Annotated in this window: 15 protein-coding genes and 1 pseudogene; 9 read left to right on the top strand and 7 right to left on the bottom strand. The window is 70.4% G+C overall.

All coding sequences use genetic code 11. From position 1 onward, the window contains the following. Positions 1 to 613, top strand: a 613-nt coding sequence (locus A9X05_RS17285; protein WP_231978423.1) for an MmpS family transport accessory protein, incomplete at its 5' end; no start/stop codon positions are given. Next, positions 613 to 1,254 carry a DUF2561 family protein gene (locus A9X05_RS17280; protein ID WP_067758496.1) on the top strand — a complete coding sequence of 214 codons (642 nt, stop codon included), beginning with the start codon at positions 613 to 615 and terminating at the stop codon, positions 1,252 to 1,254. The genes A9X05_RS17285 and A9X05_RS17280, both read left to right, overlap by 1 nt. A gap of 7 nt (positions 1,255 to 1,261) precedes the next feature. On the opposite strand, the gene A9X05_RS17275 is transcribed toward A9X05_RS17280, so the two are convergent. Then, the gene (locus tag A9X05_RS17275) at positions 1,262 to 1,495 is read right to left on the bottom strand and encodes a hypothetical protein (RefSeq protein ID WP_067758499.1); all 234 of its coding nucleotides are present in this window, start codon (positions 1,493 to 1,495) and stop codon (positions 1,262 to 1,264) included. A gap of 338 nt (positions 1,496 to 1,833) precedes the next feature. Between A9X05_RS17275 and A9X05_RS17270 the strand changes: the two genes are divergently transcribed. Beyond that, on the top strand, positions 1,834 to 2,292 hold the full coding sequence (locus A9X05_RS17270) for a DUF5994 family protein (protein WP_067758662.1): 459 nt from the start codon (positions 1,834 to 1,836) through the stop codon (positions 2,290 to 2,292). Here the strand turns inward: A9X05_RS17270 and A9X05_RS17265 are convergent. Genes A9X05_RS17265 through A9X05_RS17250 form a run of 4 tightly spaced genes read right to left on the bottom strand, consistent with a single transcriptional unit; the run spans position 2,289 to position 6,697 of the window. Beyond that, positions 2,289 to 3,986 carry a cytochrome bc complex cytochrome b subunit gene (locus A9X05_RS17265; protein ID WP_067758502.1) on the bottom strand — a complete coding sequence of 566 codons (1,698 nt, stop codon included), beginning with the start codon at positions 3,984 to 3,986 and terminating at the stop codon, positions 2,289 to 2,291. The two genes, A9X05_RS17270 and A9X05_RS17265, sit on opposite strands and share 4 nt — an antisense overlap. After that, a complete protein-coding gene (locus tag A9X05_RS17260) occupies positions 3,983 to 5,194 on the bottom strand; it encodes a ubiquinol-cytochrome c reductase iron-sulfur subunit (protein WP_067758505.1) in 1,212 nt (403 codons plus the stop codon). Before A9X05_RS17260 ends, A9X05_RS17265 begins: the two co-directional genes overlap by 4 nt. After that, complete coding sequence (locus A9X05_RS17255; RefSeq protein ID WP_156670195.1) at positions 5,191 to 6,027, bottom strand: c-type cytochrome; 837 nt, start codon at positions 6,025 to 6,027, stop codon at positions 5,191 to 5,193. Before A9X05_RS17255 ends, A9X05_RS17260 begins: the two co-directional genes overlap by 4 nt. A gap of 58 nt (positions 6,028 to 6,085) precedes the next feature. Beyond that, entirely contained in the window at positions 6,086 to 6,697 is a 612-nt protein-coding gene (locus A9X05_RS17250; RefSeq protein WP_067274561.1) for a heme-copper oxidase subunit III, read from the bottom strand. A 138-nt stretch (positions 6,698 to 6,835) separates the two neighbouring features. Here A9X05_RS17250 and trpD point away from each other — a divergent pair, with 138 nt between their 5' ends. After that, positions 6,836 to 7,945 (top strand): anthranilate phosphoribosyltransferase, encoded by a 1,110-nt coding sequence (gene trpD, locus A9X05_RS29875; protein ID WP_231968675.1) that lies wholly within the window; start codon positions 6,836 to 6,838, stop codon positions 7,943 to 7,945. Here trpD and A9X05_RS17235 read toward each other — a convergent pair. Further along, positions 7,883 to 9,715, bottom strand: a pseudogene (locus tag A9X05_RS17235) (DEDD exonuclease domain-containing protein); the annotation flags it as partial. The gene trpD and the pseudogene A9X05_RS17235 sit on opposite strands and share 63 nt — an antisense overlap. A 168-nt stretch (positions 9,716 to 9,883) precedes the next feature. Here A9X05_RS17235 and A9X05_RS17230 point away from each other — a divergent pair. From A9X05_RS17230 to pimB, 4 genes are all read left to right on the top strand, one after another. Then, on the top strand, positions 9,884 to 10,138 hold the full coding sequence (locus tag A9X05_RS17230) for a hypothetical protein (protein ID WP_067758511.1): 255 nt from the start codon (positions 9,884 to 9,886) through the stop codon (positions 10,136 to 10,138). Between the two features lie 184 nt (positions 10,139 to 10,322). After that, positions 10,323 to 11,462, top strand: a complete 1,140-nt coding sequence (gene ripC / locus A9X05_RS17225) for a peptidoglycan hydrolase RipC (RefSeq protein WP_067782947.1) — start codon at positions 10,323 to 10,325, stop codon at positions 11,460 to 11,462. Positions 11,463 to 11,487: 25 nt separating this feature from the next. Further along, positions 11,488 to 12,339, top strand: a complete 852-nt coding sequence (locus A9X05_RS17220) for a hypothetical protein (RefSeq protein WP_067758668.1) — start codon at positions 11,488 to 11,490, stop codon at positions 12,337 to 12,339. 48 nt (positions 12,340 to 12,387) lie between these two features. After that, on the top strand, positions 12,388 to 13,530 hold the full coding sequence (pimB, locus tag A9X05_RS17215; protein ID WP_067758516.1) for a GDP-mannose-dependent alpha-(1-6)-phosphatidylinositol monomannoside mannosyltransferase: 1,143 nt from the start codon (positions 12,388 to 12,390) through the stop codon (positions 13,528 to 13,530). Between the two features lie 140 nt (positions 13,531 to 13,670). Here the strand turns inward: pimB and A9X05_RS17210 are convergent, their stop codons facing one another. Beyond that, positions 13,671 to 15,473 (bottom strand): long-chain fatty acid--CoA ligase, encoded by a 1,803-nt coding sequence (locus A9X05_RS17210; protein WP_067782944.1) that lies wholly within the window; start codon positions 15,471 to 15,473, stop codon positions 13,671 to 13,673. 134 nt (positions 15,474 to 15,607) lie between these two features. Between A9X05_RS17210 and A9X05_RS17205 the strand changes: the two genes are divergently transcribed. Beyond that, positions 15,608 to 15,997, top strand: a complete 390-nt coding sequence (locus tag A9X05_RS17205; protein ID WP_067758671.1) for a polyketide cyclase / dehydrase and lipid transport — start codon at positions 15,608 to 15,610, stop codon at positions 15,995 to 15,997. Positions 15,998 to 16,032 lie beyond the last annotated feature (35 nt).

Genomic DNA, 16,032 nt, shown 5'->3' with positions numbered 1-16,032 from the left:
CGGGGTCGGGGTCGCGGCTATTGTGGCCCAAACCGCGCTCGTGGTGGCGTTGGCGCTGCTTTCCGCGCGCACCTACACCACCAAGCTGGCCAACCCCAACACCACCACGACCGCGCCGTCGACGCCGCCGTTGCAAGACGAGATCACGACCACCAAGCCGCCGCCACCGCCGCCTCCTCCGCCGCCACCGCCCACGACCGAACCGCCGCCCCCGACAGCAACGGAGACACAGACCGTGACGGTGACGCCTGCACCGCCGCCGCCACCGCCGACGCCGCCGCCCGCGCCGCCGCCGGCCACCTCGACCGCCGCGGCGCCCCCGGCGCCGACCACCCCGGCCGGCCCGCGGCAGGTGACCTACTCGGTCACCGGCACCAAGGCGCCCGGGGACATCATCTCGGTGACCTACGTCGACGCGTCCGGGCGGCGGCGTACGCAGCACAACGTGTACATCCCGTGGTCGATGACGGTCACGCCGATCTCGCAGTCCGACGTGGGCTCCGTCGAGGCGTCCAGCCTCTTCCGGGTCAGCCGGCTCAACTGCTCGATCACGACGAGCGACGGAACGGTCCTCTCGTCGAACACCAACGACGCACCGCAGACGAGCTGCTGATGGTCAGCAGGTATTCGGCGTACCGCCGCGGCGACGACACCATTTCGCCGGACGTGATCGACCGCATCCTGATCGGTGCGTGCGCGGCGGTCTGGCTGGTGTTGCTGGGGGTGAGCGTGGCCGCGACCGTCGCGCTGGCGGACTTGGGCCGCGGCTTTCACAAGGCGGCCAGCAACACGCATTCCACCTCGTGGGTGCTGTATGCCGTGATCATCGTGTCCGCGCTGATCATCGCCGGGGCGATTCCGATGCTGATACGGGCGCGCCGGATGGCCCAGACCGACCCGGCCGCCCGGGGGATGACCGCGCCCAGCAGGCCGCCGGTGCGGCTGATGTCGCAGGCGCCGCGCACCGCGGCCGAGCGGGCGCGGCAACCGCGGCCCCAGGCGCCGGCTCCGGCGGGAGATTCCGACTGGTCGGGTGAGACCGTCGATCGGGTCTGGTTGCGCGGCACCGTGCTGTTGGTGACCGCGCTGGGCGGGGCGCTGGTCGCGGTGGCGACGGCCACCTACCTGATGGCCGTGGGCCACGACGGCCCGTCCTGGGCCGCGTACGCAGTCGCCGGTGTCGTCACCGCCGGGATGCCGGCGATCGAATGGCTGCACGTTCGCCAGCTGCGCCGGGTCGTCGACGCGGGGTAGGCGCCGGTCAGGACGCCTTGCCGTACCGGCGAACCGATTCGTCCTCGCCGAAGGTGCCGGTGTGTTGCGCGCCGTTGGCGTCGCGGCCGAAGAACGTCCAGCGCCGCGGGGTCGTCTGCGGTCCGCTGATCATCTTGACGGTGTAGCGCAGCTGCGTGGGACGCAGCGTGCCGATGATGTCACCGACGCGGATCTTCGAGGGATGGATCTCTGGCGCGTCGGCCCAGTCCTGTATTGCCATTACGCCCGTCCTCACCGTTTCGGCCCCCCGCTCACCAGGACAGCGCCACGGTCAGGCACCCACAACTCTAGTGGACCGGCGGGGCCGAGCCGGTTGCCGCGACACCGGGGCGATTCCGGCGTCGGTGGGGTCACCCTGGCCGTCCCGACAGGTCACCGGGGGCGTAGCGTCGACGGCGAGCCGTTTCGTTGTCAGCGGTGGTCCGTGCGATCGGTGCGGGTGCCACCCACGGGCAATGCGATTCCTCCGTCCGCCCCGCGCCCGCCGGGGCGAACGACGCCGACGTGAAGGAAACCGCCCGTGGATGCCACAACCGGCCACGACCGCCGAGCCCGTCGATGAGCGCGCCGGAACGCCGACGTCGAGCCAACCCCGTCCGGCTGTCGGTGGGGCGTGAGCTCGGGCGGGCGATCGACGGCGCGTGGTGGCCACGCGCGGACCGCATCACCAACGAGTTGCCCGAGCTGATCGCCGTCCTGACCCCGTTGCTTGGGGAGGTCGAGTCCATCAACGTCAACTGGCCACCGCTGCAGCGGCCGCCCGACCTGAACTGGTCCGGATGGGAACGGAAACGTCAGCACGTGATGACCGTCATCGGGGCCGACGCACGCGTCAACCTGCTGGTCATCCCGTACGCGACCTACAGCGCGCTCGCCCTGATGGTGTTGCGCTGCGCGGCCGACCTACCCGTCGAGGCGCGCGACCAGGTGAAGCCGGCGTTTCTGACCGCCGGCTCCATCCTGCGGGCCGCGCACCAACAGTGCGGCACGGCTGTCACCGAACCAGCGCGAGGCTAGTGGTGCTCGCCGTTCTTGCCGTTTGAACCGACGGTGCTCTCCTGGTGCTCGCGCAGGGCGGTGAGGGCGCGTTGCTCCGAGCTGTGTGCCGCCTCGCGCAGCGCCGCATCCTCCGACACCGGGTCGGCGAACAGGAAGCTGCCGTGCCCGGGTGAACCCGCCGAGCCCAGCTTGTTCATCCGCTTCGGCAGTGCCGCGCCCTGATACTCGAGCGGTAGCGGGTGGCCGTGGTCGTCGACCGGGCCGAGCGGCTGATGCAGCTCGATGTACGCGCCATGCGGCAGCCGCTTGATGATGCCCGTCTCGATGCCGTGCGCCAGCACCTCCCGGTCGCTGCGCTGCAGCGCCACGCACCACCGGTAGGCGATGAAGTAGACCACCGGCGGCAGGACCACCATTCCGATGCGGCCGATCCAGGTCGTCGCGTTCAGCGAGATCTGGAACTTCAACGCGATGATGTCGTTCATCGCGCTGAGCGTCAGCACCATGTAGAACGCGATCGCCATCGCACCGATCGCGGTGCGCACCGGGGCGTCACGCGGCCGCTGCAGCAGGTTGTGGTGGGCGTAGTCGCCGCTGAACCGCTTCTCCAAGAAGGGGTAGACGATCAGCAGGACGAAGATCAGGCCCATCAGCAGCGCCACCCAGACGGGCGCCGGGATGGTGTGGTGCCAGAAGTAGAACTCCCACGGCGGCCAGATACGCGCCAGGCCCTCGGTCCACATCATGTAAAAGTCGGGCTGTGAGCCGGCGGAGACGTGAGATGGCTTGTAGGGGCCCAGGTTCCAGATCGGGTTGATCTGCAACAGCCCACCCATCAGTCCGAGCACGCCCACGATCGCGGCGAAGAACGCGCCGGATTTCACCGCGAAGATCGGCATCACGCGCACGCCCACGACGTTCTGCTCCGTGCGGCCCGGGCCGGGGAACTGGGTGTGCTTCTGGAACCAGACCATCGCGAGGTGCAGCCCGATCAGCGCCAGGATGATCCCGGGGAGCAGCAGGATGTGCAGCGCGTACATCCGCGGGATGATGGTGCCCACCGTCGCGCACTCGTTGCCGATGCCGCCGCAGGGGAAGTCGCCGCCGAACAGCGCCCAGTGCAGCCAGGTGCCGATCACCGGCATCCCGAGCGTGATCGAGGACAGCGCGGCGCGCAGGCCGATACCCGACAACAGGTCGTCGGGCAGCGAGTAGCCGAAGTACCCCTCGAACATCGCCAGGATCAGCAGCAGCGAGCCGATCACCCAGTTCGCCTCGCGGGGCCGCCGGAACGCGCCGGTGAAGAAGATGCGGGCCAGGTGGACCATGATGGAGGCGGCGAAAATCAAAGCGGCCCAGTGGTGTACCTGCCGAACGAACAGGCCGCCACGCACCTCGAACGAGATGTCCAGGGTCGAGGCGAACGCCTTGGACATGTCCACGCCGCGCAGCGGCTGGTAGGCGCCGTTGTAGGTGACCTCGGCCATGGACGGGTCGAAGAACAGCGTCAGGTACACGCCGGTGAGCAGCAGCACGATGAAGCTGTACATCGCGATCTCACCCAACAGGAACGACCAGTGCGTCGGGAAGACCTTGTTCAGCTGCCTGCGCACCGCCGCCGAGGGGTGATAGCGAGTGTCGATGTCCTCGCCCTGACGGGCCAGAACATCGCCGATCTTCGGCGGTTTCGGGGGACTCAGTTTGGGACTCATGTTGTCGTCCTCTCCCAGAATGCCGGTCCGACGGGTTCGACGAAGTCACCGTTGGCGACCAGATACCCGTTGGAGTCGATCGTGATGGGCAGTTGCGCCAGCGCACGGGCCGCCGGGCCGAAGATCGGCTTGGCGAAGTGCAGGGCGTCGAACTGCGACTGGTGGCAGGGGCACAGGATTCGGTAGGACTGCTCCTCGTACAGCGACGCGGGGCAACCGAGGTGCGAGCAGACCTTGGTGTAGGCGAACAACTCGCCGAAGTTGAAGCTCTCCTGGCCCTGGCGCTTGACCACCCGCGGCATGTCCGTGGGCCGGATCCGGATGAGCATCACGGGGTTTCGGACGCCCTGGTTGATCGCCCGCAGCTTCTCCTGCGATTCCGGCGTGGTGCCGTCACCGTCGGATTCCCGCCACGGGAACACGGTCTCCATGCCGCCTGCGTCGAGGTCTTCGGGCCGCATCTTGATGAACGGCGACGCGCCTGCGGAGCCGGTGGCCCGCGCGAGGAAGATGGTCTCGCCCGCGTACCGCGGGGTCCACCCGGACGTCCACAGCACCGCCTTCTTCCCGTTTGCGGTGGGCACCACCGGTTTCCACGGGTTCTTGATCAGGCCGCCGGCGAAGGCCACCAGGGTCGACAGGCCGAACGCGCCGAGGCCCAGCCCCAGCGACGCCCCGATCACCTTGCGGCGGCGGACGGTCGAGCCCTCCAGGGCGTCGGTCAGGTTCGCTACCACCGTCTTGCGGTCGACGTCCCGCGAGGCGCCGTCGTGGCGCTGCTGGATCGAAATCTCTTCCGGGATAAACCGTTTCTGGTAGAGGATGGTGCCGATCGCGATCGACAGGATCGACATCCCGAAGGTCAGCCCGTACAGCGGGGTGGCCAGGTCGTAGAGCAGGCTGCCCGCGGCGCTCTTGGGCTTGTACTCCCACGGCCAGAACAGGAAGACCAGCAGCAGCGCCAGGCCGAAGCCGCCGCCGAGCAGCAGCCACAGGGCGACCCCACGCTCGGCGCGCTTCTCGGCCTTGGTGCCCTCGACGGGCCAGCGGGGTTCCTTGACGATCGTCTCGACGCCGTCGAGCTTGCCGCCCAGCGCCACCAGCTCGTCGCGCGACATGGCCGCCAGCGCGGCGTCGTCGGGTTCCCTCTCGCCGACACCATGGGCGGTTCCGCCGGTGTCGGAGCCGCGAACGTCCTTTTCGCTCATGATGCTCGTGCCCCAATCCACAGTGCCAAACCGATGGCGGCGACCATCCCGATGATCCACGCCGCCATGCCCTCGGGCGCGGGCCCGAAGCCGCCGAGGCCGTAGCCGCCGGGCTGGCGCTCCTCGGTGACCGCCTTGATGTAGCCGATGATGTCCTTCTTGGCTTCGAAGGACAGCTGGCCGTCGGAGAACTTCGGCATGTTCTGCGGGCCGGTCCGCATCGCCGCCAGGATCTGCTGCTCGTTGGCCGGCTCGAGCGGCGGCGCGTACTTGCCCGACGACAGCGCCCCGCCCTTGCCGGTGAAGTTGTGGCAGGAGGAGCAGTTCAGCCGGAACAAGTCACCGCCGCGGCCCAGGTCCTCGCCGCGCAGCGACTTCATGGCCAGGCTGCCGTCGGGGTTGCGCACCGTGGTCGGGCCGCCGCCGTTGGCCTGCACGTAGGCGCCCAGGGCGTCGACCTGCGCCTCGTCGAAGATCGGCTCCTTGCGCGGCGCCTGGGCCTCGCCCGTCATCGCGGGCATCCGGCCGGTGGACACCTGGAAGTAGACGGCCTCCTCGCCGACCCCGATCAGGCTGGGGCCGCGGTCGGGCACGCCCTGCAGGTTGGCGCCGTGGCAAGAGACGCACGACGTCTCGAACAGCTGCTTGCCGGTCCGCAGCAGCGCCGAGGACGACTCGTCGGCGACGGCCACCTGCGGGCGCGGCGTCAGCACGGCCGCCAGCCCGCCGGCGATGGTCAGCGCGATCAGCAGCAGCAGCCCGCCGGACAAGCGGCGGCGCAGCCGCCGCCGGGAGCGATCACTCGCTGCTTTTCGCGGCTTCCGGTTTCGCATGGACCCCAGCTTCTTCAACCGAGCACTCCTGTTCATTCCGTTATTCGGAGCCGTCGGCTCATCGGATGAAATAGATCACGGTGAACAGCGCGATCCACACGATGTCGACGAAATGCCAGTAGTAGGACACGACGATGCTCGCGGTGGCCTGCGCCGGAGTGAACTTGCTCATCGCGGTGCGGGCCAGCAGGAAGATGAACGCGATCAGACCGCCGGTGACGTGCAGCCCGTGGAAACCGGTCGCCAGGTAGAAGACGCTGCCGTAGGCGCTGCCCGGAATCGTCGTGCCGTGGGTGGCCAGGTGGTAGTACTCGTAGCCCTGCCCGCAAACGAAGAACAGGCCCATCAGGAAGGTGATCACGTACCACCGGCGCAGCCCGAAGACGTCGCCGCGTTCGGCCGCGAACACGCCCATCTGGCAGGTGAACGACGACGCGATCAGCACCAGCGTCACCGGTACGGCCTGATAGAGGTTGAGTTCGGTCGGCGGCGGCGGCCACTTTCCGCCCGACTGCGCACGCGCGGTGAAGTACATCGCGAACAGGCCGGCAAAGAACATCAGCTCGCTGGAGAGCCAAACGATGGTGCCGACACTGACCATGTTGGGTCGATTCAACGAATGAACCCGCGACGTGATTGCAGTACCTGAGGTCCCTACAGCGCTGGTCACATCCGCAAGTATGACGCTTTGTAGTTGTTGAACTCCACCCGGGGCGGCATTTGATGTTTTCGCGTCGCGACCACGGCGGGAGCGGGCGGCCGTATGCGACGGTTGGGGGAGGTTCGGTCCTCGTGGGACCATCGGCGCGTGGCTCTGTCATCTGAGGCTTCATCCCTCGGGGGTTCCGCCGCGGGCGCGGCGGGAACGGCGCCGTCGTGGCCGCGGATCCTGGGCCGGTTGACCGACCGCCACGATCTGCCCCGCGGCCAGGCAGCCTGGGCCATGGCCCAGATCATGTCCGGCGACGCGAGCCCGGCCCAGGTCGCCGCCTTCGCGGTGGCGATGAAGATGAAGGTGCCCACCTCGGCCGAGGTCAGCGAGCTGGCCGAGGTCATGCTGAGCCACGCCCGCCCGCTGCCCGCGGGCGTGCGCGACATCGCCTCCGGTGCCGTCGACATCGTCGGAACCGGTGGTGACGGCGCCAACACCTTCAACTTGTCCACCATGGCGGCGATCGTGGTCGCCGCCGCGGGCGTGCCGGTGGTCAAACACGGCAACCGCGCGTCGTCGTCGCTCGCCGGCGGCGCCGACACGCTGGAGGCGCTCGGGGTGCGCATCGAGCTCGAACCCGAGCAGGTCGCGCGGAGCCTCGCGGAGGTGGGCATCGGGTTCTGCTTCGCGCCGCTGTTTCACCCGTCGTACCGGCACGCGTCCGCGGCGCGCCGCGAGATCGGCGTGCCGACGGTGTTCAATCTTCTTGGGCCGCTTACCAATCCGGCCAGGCCGCGGGCGGGCTTGATCGGCTGCGCATTCGCCGACCTGGCCGAGGTGATGGCGGGGGTGTTCGCCGGTCGCCGGTCCAGCGTGCTGGTGGTGCACGGCGACGACGGGCTCGACGAGCTGACCACGACCACCACCAGCACGATTTGGCGCGTGCAGGCCGGCACGGTGGACAGGCTGACCTTCGATCCGGCCGGCTTCGGTTTCGCCCGAGCCGATCTGGGCGATCTGCTGGGCGGCGACGCGCAAGCCAACGCGGCGGAGGTGCGCGCGGTGCTGGCCGGCGGAAAGGGCCCGGTCCGGGACGCCGTCGTGCTCAACGCCGCCGGTGCGATCGTCGCGCACGCCGGGCTATCCAGCCGCGCTGAATGGTTGCCGGCGTGGGAGGACGGGCTGCGGCGCGCCGGCGCGGCGATCGATTCCGGTGCGGCCGAACAGCTGCTGGCGCGATGGGTGCGGTTCGGCCAGCAGGTCTGAATCACGTTGGGCCGCTTGCTCGTACGCCAACCGGGCCGAGCGCGCCGAGGCCGCCCACGCCGCCCACCCGCCGGCGGAGCGCAACGGTGACGCCCACCCCGCCGCGTCGGGGGAGTCGTCGACGCGGACGATGCGCACCCCCGGGCCGGCCAGCCAGCGCGCGATGAGGGCGGACTCCTCCACCAGCGCACCGCCGAGCGGGGCCGGGCTCGGCAGAATCGCTTGTGCCCCAGCCACAATCGCGTCGACCACCGGCATCGGGGGCACCCCGCGCCGGGCGGAGCCCGCCGCCGCGAGCTGGCCGTGCCGGACGACGGCGAGGTGGTAGCCGCCCTGTCCGTCGGGCGCGGCCGCGATCAGCTCGGGCAGCGCGGCCAGGGCGCGCAGCCGCTGGCCGCGCCACAGGGTCTCGACGGCTGTGGCGGTGCGGTCGCGCAGGCGGGCGGCGCTCTCGAAGTGGCGGCGCTCGGCCAGCGCCGCGACCTGGTCCACGGCGGCGGCCAGGGCGGCATTCTTCAGGCCGTCGATCAAGGCGGTGGCGTGCGCGACGGCCGCGGCGTATTGGGTCGCCGTGACGCCGCGCGCCGCGGGGCACGGCGAGACCTCGACCTCGGCGCAGGCCGGGCCGTGCAGGACCGAGCGCCCCAGCCGGGCGGTGCAGGTCCGCAGCCCGGTGAAGCGGGCCAGCAGGGCGGCCGTGTCGGCGGCGTCGGCACGCGAGCGGAACGGGCCGACGGCGCGGTCATGGCGGGGCGCCCGCACCACCGCGAGCCGCGGGAACGCCTCGTCGGTGAGCGCCACCCACCACCATCGGTGCGGGAACCGCGACCGGCGGTTGTAGGGCGGGGCGTGCGCGGCCAGCAGCCGCAGTTCGCGGACGCCGGCCTCCAGGGCGTGGGCGCACTCGACGTGGTCGACCGAGGTGGCCAGGTTGACCATCTCCTTCATCCGGCCGCGCGGGTCCGCGCCGGTGAAGTACTGGCCGACCCGGCGGCGCAGGTCGACGGCGGTGCCGACGTAGAGCACCTCGCCCGACGGCCCGCGGAACAGGTAGACGCCAGGCCGGCGGGGCAGGCCCTCGGCGAGGACCCGCTTGCGCCGCTGGGCCGGCGTCACGTCCGGCAGGTAGGCGCGCAGGTCGGCGTAGGTGTGCACGCCCTGATTGCCCACCCGCTCGATGAGGGCGTGCAGCACGTCGACGGTGGCGCGCGCGTCGTCGAGGGCGCGGTGGGTGGGCTGTGTGGCGACGGCGAACAGCCGCGCCAGGGCGGCCAGCCGCACGCTGGGGGCTTCCTCGCGGCTGAGCACCCGGCGGGCCAGCCGCACCGTGCACAGCACCCGCGGTCGGGGCCAGGCGATGTCGCACCGCGCCGCCGCGGCGCGCAGGAACCCGATGTCGAACCCGGCGTTGTGCGCGACCAGCACCGCGTCCCCGGCGAACTCGAGGAACATCGGCAACACCGCGTCGATCCTCGGAGCGTCGGACACCATCGCGGTGGTGATGCCGGTCAGCTGCACGACCTGCGGCGGGATGCTGCGTTCCGGGTCGACGAGCGTGGCAAACTCGCCGAGCACCACGCCGCCGCGAACCTTGACCGCGCCGATCTCGGTGATGGCGTCGGGGGCGCTTCCGTCCGTGCCCTTGGTGCGGCCGCCGGTGGTTTCCAGGTCCACCACCACGAATGTGGTGTCGCGCAGCGGGGCGTCGGCGGTGGCAAAGGGCGACCCCAAGTCGGCGAAGCTGAGCTGAGTCGCACCACCGGCACCCATGGCCGCGAGGTTAAGCGCGACCACCGACACCCGCGCGGCTCCCACGCCGGGGCGAGTCGAGCCTGTTGCCAGCCGAAACGCGGTGCCGGCTGGTTGTCGGTGGCTGCGGTTACCGTTCGGACAGTCCGACCTGACGTTCACCCAGCCCGACCGAGAGGACCGATCCCGATGGCACGAAGCAGCAGACCCGACGGCTACGGCGCGAAGGCGCCGGATGCGGGCGCCCCGGTGGTGATCGACTGCGACGACTGCGCGGTGCGCGGGCCCGGGTGCCGCGATTGCGTAGTCAGCGTGATACTCGGGGTCCCGGAAACTTTGTTGGAAGACGAATGCGCTGCATTGGCGGTGCTCGCCGATGTCGGCCTGGCGCCGCGATTGCGGCTGGTGCCCATCCGCCGCGAGCACGATTCGGGCGTCGCCTAGGATGCTTTGTGTGCCAAAGGCTTACGAGGGGGTCAGCGTCGTTCACACGATAATGACAGAAATCTATCCAATTTCTTAACCGCTCGCTTTGGACAAACGTCGATATCGTTTCGTAACCTGTTTGAGACCTAAACCAGCTCGACGGCGCGAGGGCGCGTCGGTGGCCGTTTAAGGAAGCAAAATCTTGAGGCTTGACTCTAGATACCCGTTTGCGCGTGTCCTCACACGAACTGCCATCGGGACGCTAGCGGGCTTCACTGTGTTAACGGGTGTCCTTGCTGCGCACGTCTCGGCCGACCCGGCCGACGACGCGCTGGCGAAACTCAACGAGTTGTCCCGCCAGGCCGAGCAGACCACCGAGGCGATGCACAGCGCGCAGCTCGACCTGAACGACAAGTTGGTGGCCGAGCGTGCGGCGGAGAAGAAGCACGACGACGCCCAGGCCGCCGTCGATGCGGCCAGGGCCCGGTTGGCGTCCTACCAGAGCGCCGTCAACAAGCTCGCCGCCGCGACCTACATGGGCGGCCGCGTGGACGGCATGACGGCCATGTTGACCGCCGGGTCGCCGCAGGGGCTGATCGACAAGCTGGCCATGCAGCGCCAGATGGCGACGCAGATGGCCGACCAGATGACGAACTTCCGGGTCGCCGGCGAGCAGGCCGCCAAGGCCGAGCGGGATTCCGCCAAGTCCGCCGCCGACGCCAAGAGCGCGGCCGAGCAGGCCGCCGCAGTGCGCGCGAGCCTGCAGTCCAAGCAAAGTCAGCTGCAGGTGCAGATCGCGGTCGTCAAGTCGCAGTACGTCTCGCTGTCGCCCGAGCAGCGCACGGCGCTCGCCGATCCCGGGCCCATCCCGGCCGGTCTCCCGGCACCCGGCGCGCCCGCGCCGGGGGCCGCGCCCCCGGGCGCGCCGCCGCCCGCGGGGCAGGCACCCGGTGAGGCGCCGCCCCCCGGCGGAATGCCCGGGCCGTTCGGCGGCGGTGACCGCGCGACCGTCGTGCAGGCGGCGCTGACCCAGGTCGGCTCGCCCTATGTGTGGGGCGGTGCCGCGCCCGGCGGGTTCGACTGCTCCGGGCTGGTGATGTGGGCGTTCCAGCAGGCCGGCATTTCGCTGCCCCACTCCAGCCAGGCGCAGGCCACAGGCGGCCAACCGGTGGCGCTGTCGGACCTGCAGCCCGGGGACGTGATCACCTTCTACAACGACGCGTCACACAGCGGCCTCTACGTCGGTGACGGCATGGTGATCCATTCCTCCACCTACGGCCAGCCGGTGCGGGTGGTGCCGATGAATGCCGCAGGCCCGGTCCACGACGCCCGCCGCTACTAGAGGCCCCGCCCGTCGGCTCACGCTGCTGCTGGCCTGGGTATTCCTGGTCGAGCTCATCGTCGCGGCGGCCGTGCCGCTCGAAGCCGGACGCGGTGTCGGGATCCGGCCGGCGCAGCTGGTCACGCCGACGCGCACCCAGGCGAGCGCCACGACGAAGTCGCTGGCCGTCGGTGACCGCACCGTTCGGCTGGCCGGTTTCGGCGGCCCGGCCAGTGATCGTCTGCTGTCACGGCTGGCCTCCGACGCCGGCGCCGCGATCGACGCCGTCGAGGGGTTCTGGGGCGTGCAATGGTCGCGCGACATCTCGCTGGTCGCGGCCCGCACCGACGAGGAGTTTCGCGCCGACGCCGGCGGGGGACCGGCGGCGCAGTGGGTGGACATCGCGGCGATAACGGTTGCCGACCGCCTCGATCCGGCGCACCGGGCGGCGGTGGGTGAGCGGATCGTCTTTGCGCCAGGCGCGGCCACCATGACCGAGGGGGCGCTCCGAATCGTGTTGGCGCACGAGCTTTTTCACTACGCCGCTCGGGCGGAGACCGCCGCGGACGCGCCCCGATGGCTGGCCGAGGGCGTGGCCGACTTCGTCGCCCGGCCCCGCACGCCGGTGTCCGCCGACGCGTTGCCGGTGCCGCTGACGTTGCCCTCGGACGCCGACCTGGACGCGCCCGGGTCGCAGCGCTCGCTCGCCTACGACCGGGCCTGGTGGTTCGCGCGTTTCGTCGCCGACACCTACGGCGCGGCCAAGCTGCGCGACCTGTATCTGGCCGTCTGCGGTGTCCGCCGCACCGACGTGCCCGCCGCCGTCCACGACGTCCTGGCGACCGACTCGGCCGGCCTGCTCGCGCGCTGGCACGACTGGCTGACCCACCCGGGCTGAGGAGATGCCCCGCACGGCCCGGGTGCGCGCGCAGGCTAGCCTGACGCGGTGAGTCGGGTCCTGCTGGTTACCAACGACTTTCCGCCCCGGCCGGGCGGGATCCAGTCCTACCTGAACGACTTCGTCGGACGGCTGGTCGATGCCCGGCTGCATTCGGTGACGGTGTACGCGCCGCAGTGGAAGGGCGCCGACGCCTTCGACGAGTCGGCCGGGGCGGCCGGTTACCGGGTGTTCCGTCACCCGGGCACGCTGATGCTGCCGGGACCGGCGGTGGACGCTCGGATGCGCCGGCTGATCGCCGAGAACGACATCGACACCGTCTGGTTCGGGGCGGCGGCGCCGCTGGCGTTGCTGGCGTCGCGCGCGCGCCAGGCCGGCGCGACCCGGGTGGTGGCCAGCACGCACGGCCACGAGGTCGGCTGGTCGATGCTCCCGGTCGCCCGGTCGGTGCTTCGCCGCATCGGCGACACCACCGACGTCGTCACGTTCGTCAGCCGCTACACCCGCGCCCGGTTCGCGCCGGCGTTCGGACCCAAAGCCTCGCTGGAATACCTGCCGCCCGGGGTCAACACCGACCGGTTCCGGCCCGACCCGGCGGCCGGCGCCGAGCTGCGCGACCGGTATCGGCTGGGCCAGCGGCCGACGGTCGTGTGCGTGTCCCGGCTGGTGCCGCGCAAGGGCCAGGACACCCTGATCAAGGCGCTGCCGTCGATCGGGCAACGCGTAGACGGCGCGGCCCTGGTGATCGTCGGCGGCGGTCCCTACCTGGACTCGCTGCGAAAGCTGGCCCGCGACTGCGGGGTCGCCGAGCACGTGACGTTCACCGGGGGTGTGCCGGCCGCCGAACTGCCCGCCCACCATGCGCTGGCCGACGTCTTCGCGATGCCGTGCCGCACCCGCGGCGCCGGCATGGACGTCGAGGGCCTGGGCATCGTGTTCCTCGAGGCGTCCGCGACCGGCAAGCCGGTGATCGCCGGCGACTCCGGCGGGGCACCGGAAGCCGTGCAGCACAACAAGACTGGCTTGGTGGTCGATGGACGGTCGCCGGACGCCGTCGCCGACGCCGTCACCGAGGTACTCGGCGATCCGGACCGGGCCGCGGCAATGGGGGCGGCCGGACGCGAGTGGGTGCAGGCCCACTGGCGGTGGGACACGCTCGCCGCCCGGCTGGCCGAGCTTTTGCGCGCCTAGCCGCTCGAGCGTCACGCTGGCGTGACGCTCGACGCCCCCCGTCATGCTGGCGTGACGCTCGCAAGCGGTGGCGGTCCGCAGTGCGCCACCTCGAACCGGAGAGAACGGGATGGTCGCCCACCGCTGCCGGGCGCGGCTAGCTATTCCTTTTCGTAGATCCAGTCGATGTCGGAGGCGAACTTCTCGGCCACCACGTTGCGCTTGACCTTCATCGTCGGCGTCAGCTCACCGGTGTCCTCGGTGAAATCGACCGGCAGGATGCGGAATTTGCGGATGGACTCGGCGTGCGACACGGACTGATTGGCGTGCTTGACGGCGGCGTCCACCTCGGCGACCAGGTCGGGGTCGTTGACCAGGTCGGCCACCGACGCGCCGGCCGCCTTGTGGTTGCGCTCCTTCCACGCGCCGAACGCCTCGGGGTCGATGGTGATCAGCGCGCCGATGAACGGCTTGGCGTCGCCCACCACCATGGCCTGGCTGATCAGCGCGTGCGCCCGCAGCTGGTCCTCGAGCACCGCCGGGGCGACGTTCTTGCCGCCGGCGGTCACGATGATCTCCTTCTTGCGGCCGGTGATCTTCAGGAAGCCGTCCTCGTCGAGCGCGCCGAGGTCACCCGTCCTGAACCAGCCGTCGGTGAACGCGTCGTTGGTGGCCTGCTCGTTGCGCCAGTAGCCGCTGAACACCACGCCGCCGCGGACCAGCAGTTCGCCGTCCTCGGCGATGCGTATGCTGTTGCCCGGCAACAACGTTCCGACCGTCCCGATCCGCACGTTGCCGACCTGGTTGACCGTGATGGCCGAGCTGGTCTCCGTCAGGCCGTAGCCCTCGTGGATGGTCAGCCCGACGCCACGGTAGAAGTGGCCCAGCCGCGCGCCCAGCGGGGCGCCGCCCGAGACCGACGCGTGGCATTCCCCGCCCAGCGCGGCGCGCAGCTTGTGATAGACCAGCCGGTCGAACAGCGCGTGCTTGGCGCGTAGCACCAGCCCGGTGCGCCCGCGGTCCTGCGCCTGGCTCCAGTCGACCGCGGTCTGGACGGCGGCGGCGAAGATGCGTCCCTTGCCGTCGTTGACCGCGCTCTGCTCGGCGGTGTTGTAGACCTTCTCGAACACCCGCGGTACCGACACCACGACCGTCGGCTTGAACACGGCGAACATCGGCAGCAGGTTCTTGATGTCGCTGGTGAACCCGACGGTCACCTTGTTGGCGAACGCCGAAAGTGTCAGCGAGCGCGCCAGCACGTGGGCCAGCGGCAGGAAGATCAGCAGCCGCTGACCCTCGTCCAGCAGCGTCGGCAGGCACTCCTTGGCGCCCCGCGTCTCGTACAGCAGGTTGGAGTGGGTGAGCTGGCAGCCCTTGGGCCGTCCGGTGGTGCCGGAGGTGTAGATCAGCGTCGCCGGGTCGTCGGCGCGCAGCGCCTCCTGGCGGGCGGTGAGCTCGGCGGGCTCCACCGACGCGCCGGCCTCCGCGAGCTGGTCGAGTGCCTTGGGGCCCGACCCGTCGATGTGCAGCACGCGGCGCAGCGCGGGCAGCTCGGCGGTGAGTTCGGTGACCATCGCGGCGTGCGCGTCGGTTTCGGCGAAGGCCAGCACCGCCTCGGAGTCCTGCAGCACCCAGCGCACCTGTTCGGCCGACGACGTCTCGTAGATCGGCACCGTGACGGCGCCCACGGACAGGATCGCGAGGTCGATGATCGCCCACTCGTAGCGGGTGGCCGAGAAGATGGAGACCCGGTCGCCGGCCTGCACGCCGAGGCCGATCAGGCCCAGCGCCGCGGAGCGAACCTGTGTGGCCACCTCGGCGCAGGTGACGTCGGTCCAGACGCCGTCGACCTGACGGCGGAAGATGACGAAGCCGGGATCTGATCGCTCGTGCTCGAAGACCATGGCCGCGATGTTGTCGTGCTCGCCGACGGTGAAACGGGCGGGGACACTGTACTCACGCACTCTTACTGACCTCGTTTTTTGGCTTGGCTGACGGTCCGGGGGGACGGCTGGTTGTGGTCCAGCCTAATCCGCGCGTTCATGCAGGAATGGTGGCAGTCTGCGGGGCCTCGGGAGAGCTGTGTGAAGCTGGGGTGGTGAACAGCATCCAGATCGCGGACGAGACGTTCATCGCCGCCGACGGTGCGCGGGTCGGGGCCGCGGTCGCCGACCGGTCGTGCTGGCGTCGCTGGTGGCCGGACCTGCGGCTGCAGGTCGTCGAGGACCGGGCCGACAAAGGCATCCGGTGGGCGATCACCGGCGCGCTGACCGGCACCATGGAGATCTGGCTGGAGCCGTCACTGGACGGGGTTGTGCTGCACTACTTCCTGCATGCCGAGCCGACCGGCGTGGCGGCCTGGCAGCTGGCCAAGCTCAATCTGGCGAAAATGACACACCGCCGTCGGGTGGCGGGCAAGAAAATGGCCTTCGAGGTCAAGACGACACTGGAACGGTCACGTCCGGTCGGAGTTTCTCCGGTAGTTTAGCCGGGTCAGGCTTGCAGGGAGAGTACCGTTTCGGG

Source organism: Mycobacterium sp. E3298, assembly GCF_001666895.1.
Taxonomy (GTDB): Bacteria; Actinomycetota; Actinomycetes; order Mycobacteriales; family Mycobacteriaceae; genus Mycobacterium.
This window is presented reverse-complemented; position numbering and strand designations above follow the sequence as displayed.

Bases quoted from the DNA above. Each gene is read 5' to 3' on its own strand.
- A9X05_RS17280 (WP_067758496.1), top strand. From the start codon at position 613: ATGGTCAGCAGGTATTCGGCGTACCGCCGCGGCGACGACACCATTTCG.
- A9X05_RS17275 (WP_067758499.1), bottom strand. From the start codon at position 1,495: ATGGCAATACAGGACTGGGCCGACGCGCCAGAGATCCATCCCTCGAAG.
- A9X05_RS17270 (WP_067758662.1), top strand. From the start codon at position 1,834: ATGAGCGCGCCGGAACGCCGACGTCGAGCCAACCCCGTCCGGCTGTCG.
- A9X05_RS17265 (WP_067758502.1), bottom strand. From the start codon at position 3,986: ATGAGTCCCAAACTGAGTCCCCCGAAACCGCCGAAGATCGGCGATGTT.
- A9X05_RS17260 (WP_067758505.1), bottom strand. From the start codon at position 5,194: ATGAGCGAAAAGGACGTTCGCGGCTCCGACACCGGCGGAACCGCCCAT.
- A9X05_RS17255 (WP_156670195.1), bottom strand. From the start codon at position 6,027: ATGCGAAACCGGAAGCCGCGAAAAGCAGCGAGTGATCGCTCCCGGCGG.
- A9X05_RS17230 (WP_067758511.1), top strand. From the start codon at position 9,884: ATGGCACGAAGCAGCAGACCCGACGGCTACGGCGCGAAGGCGCCGGAT.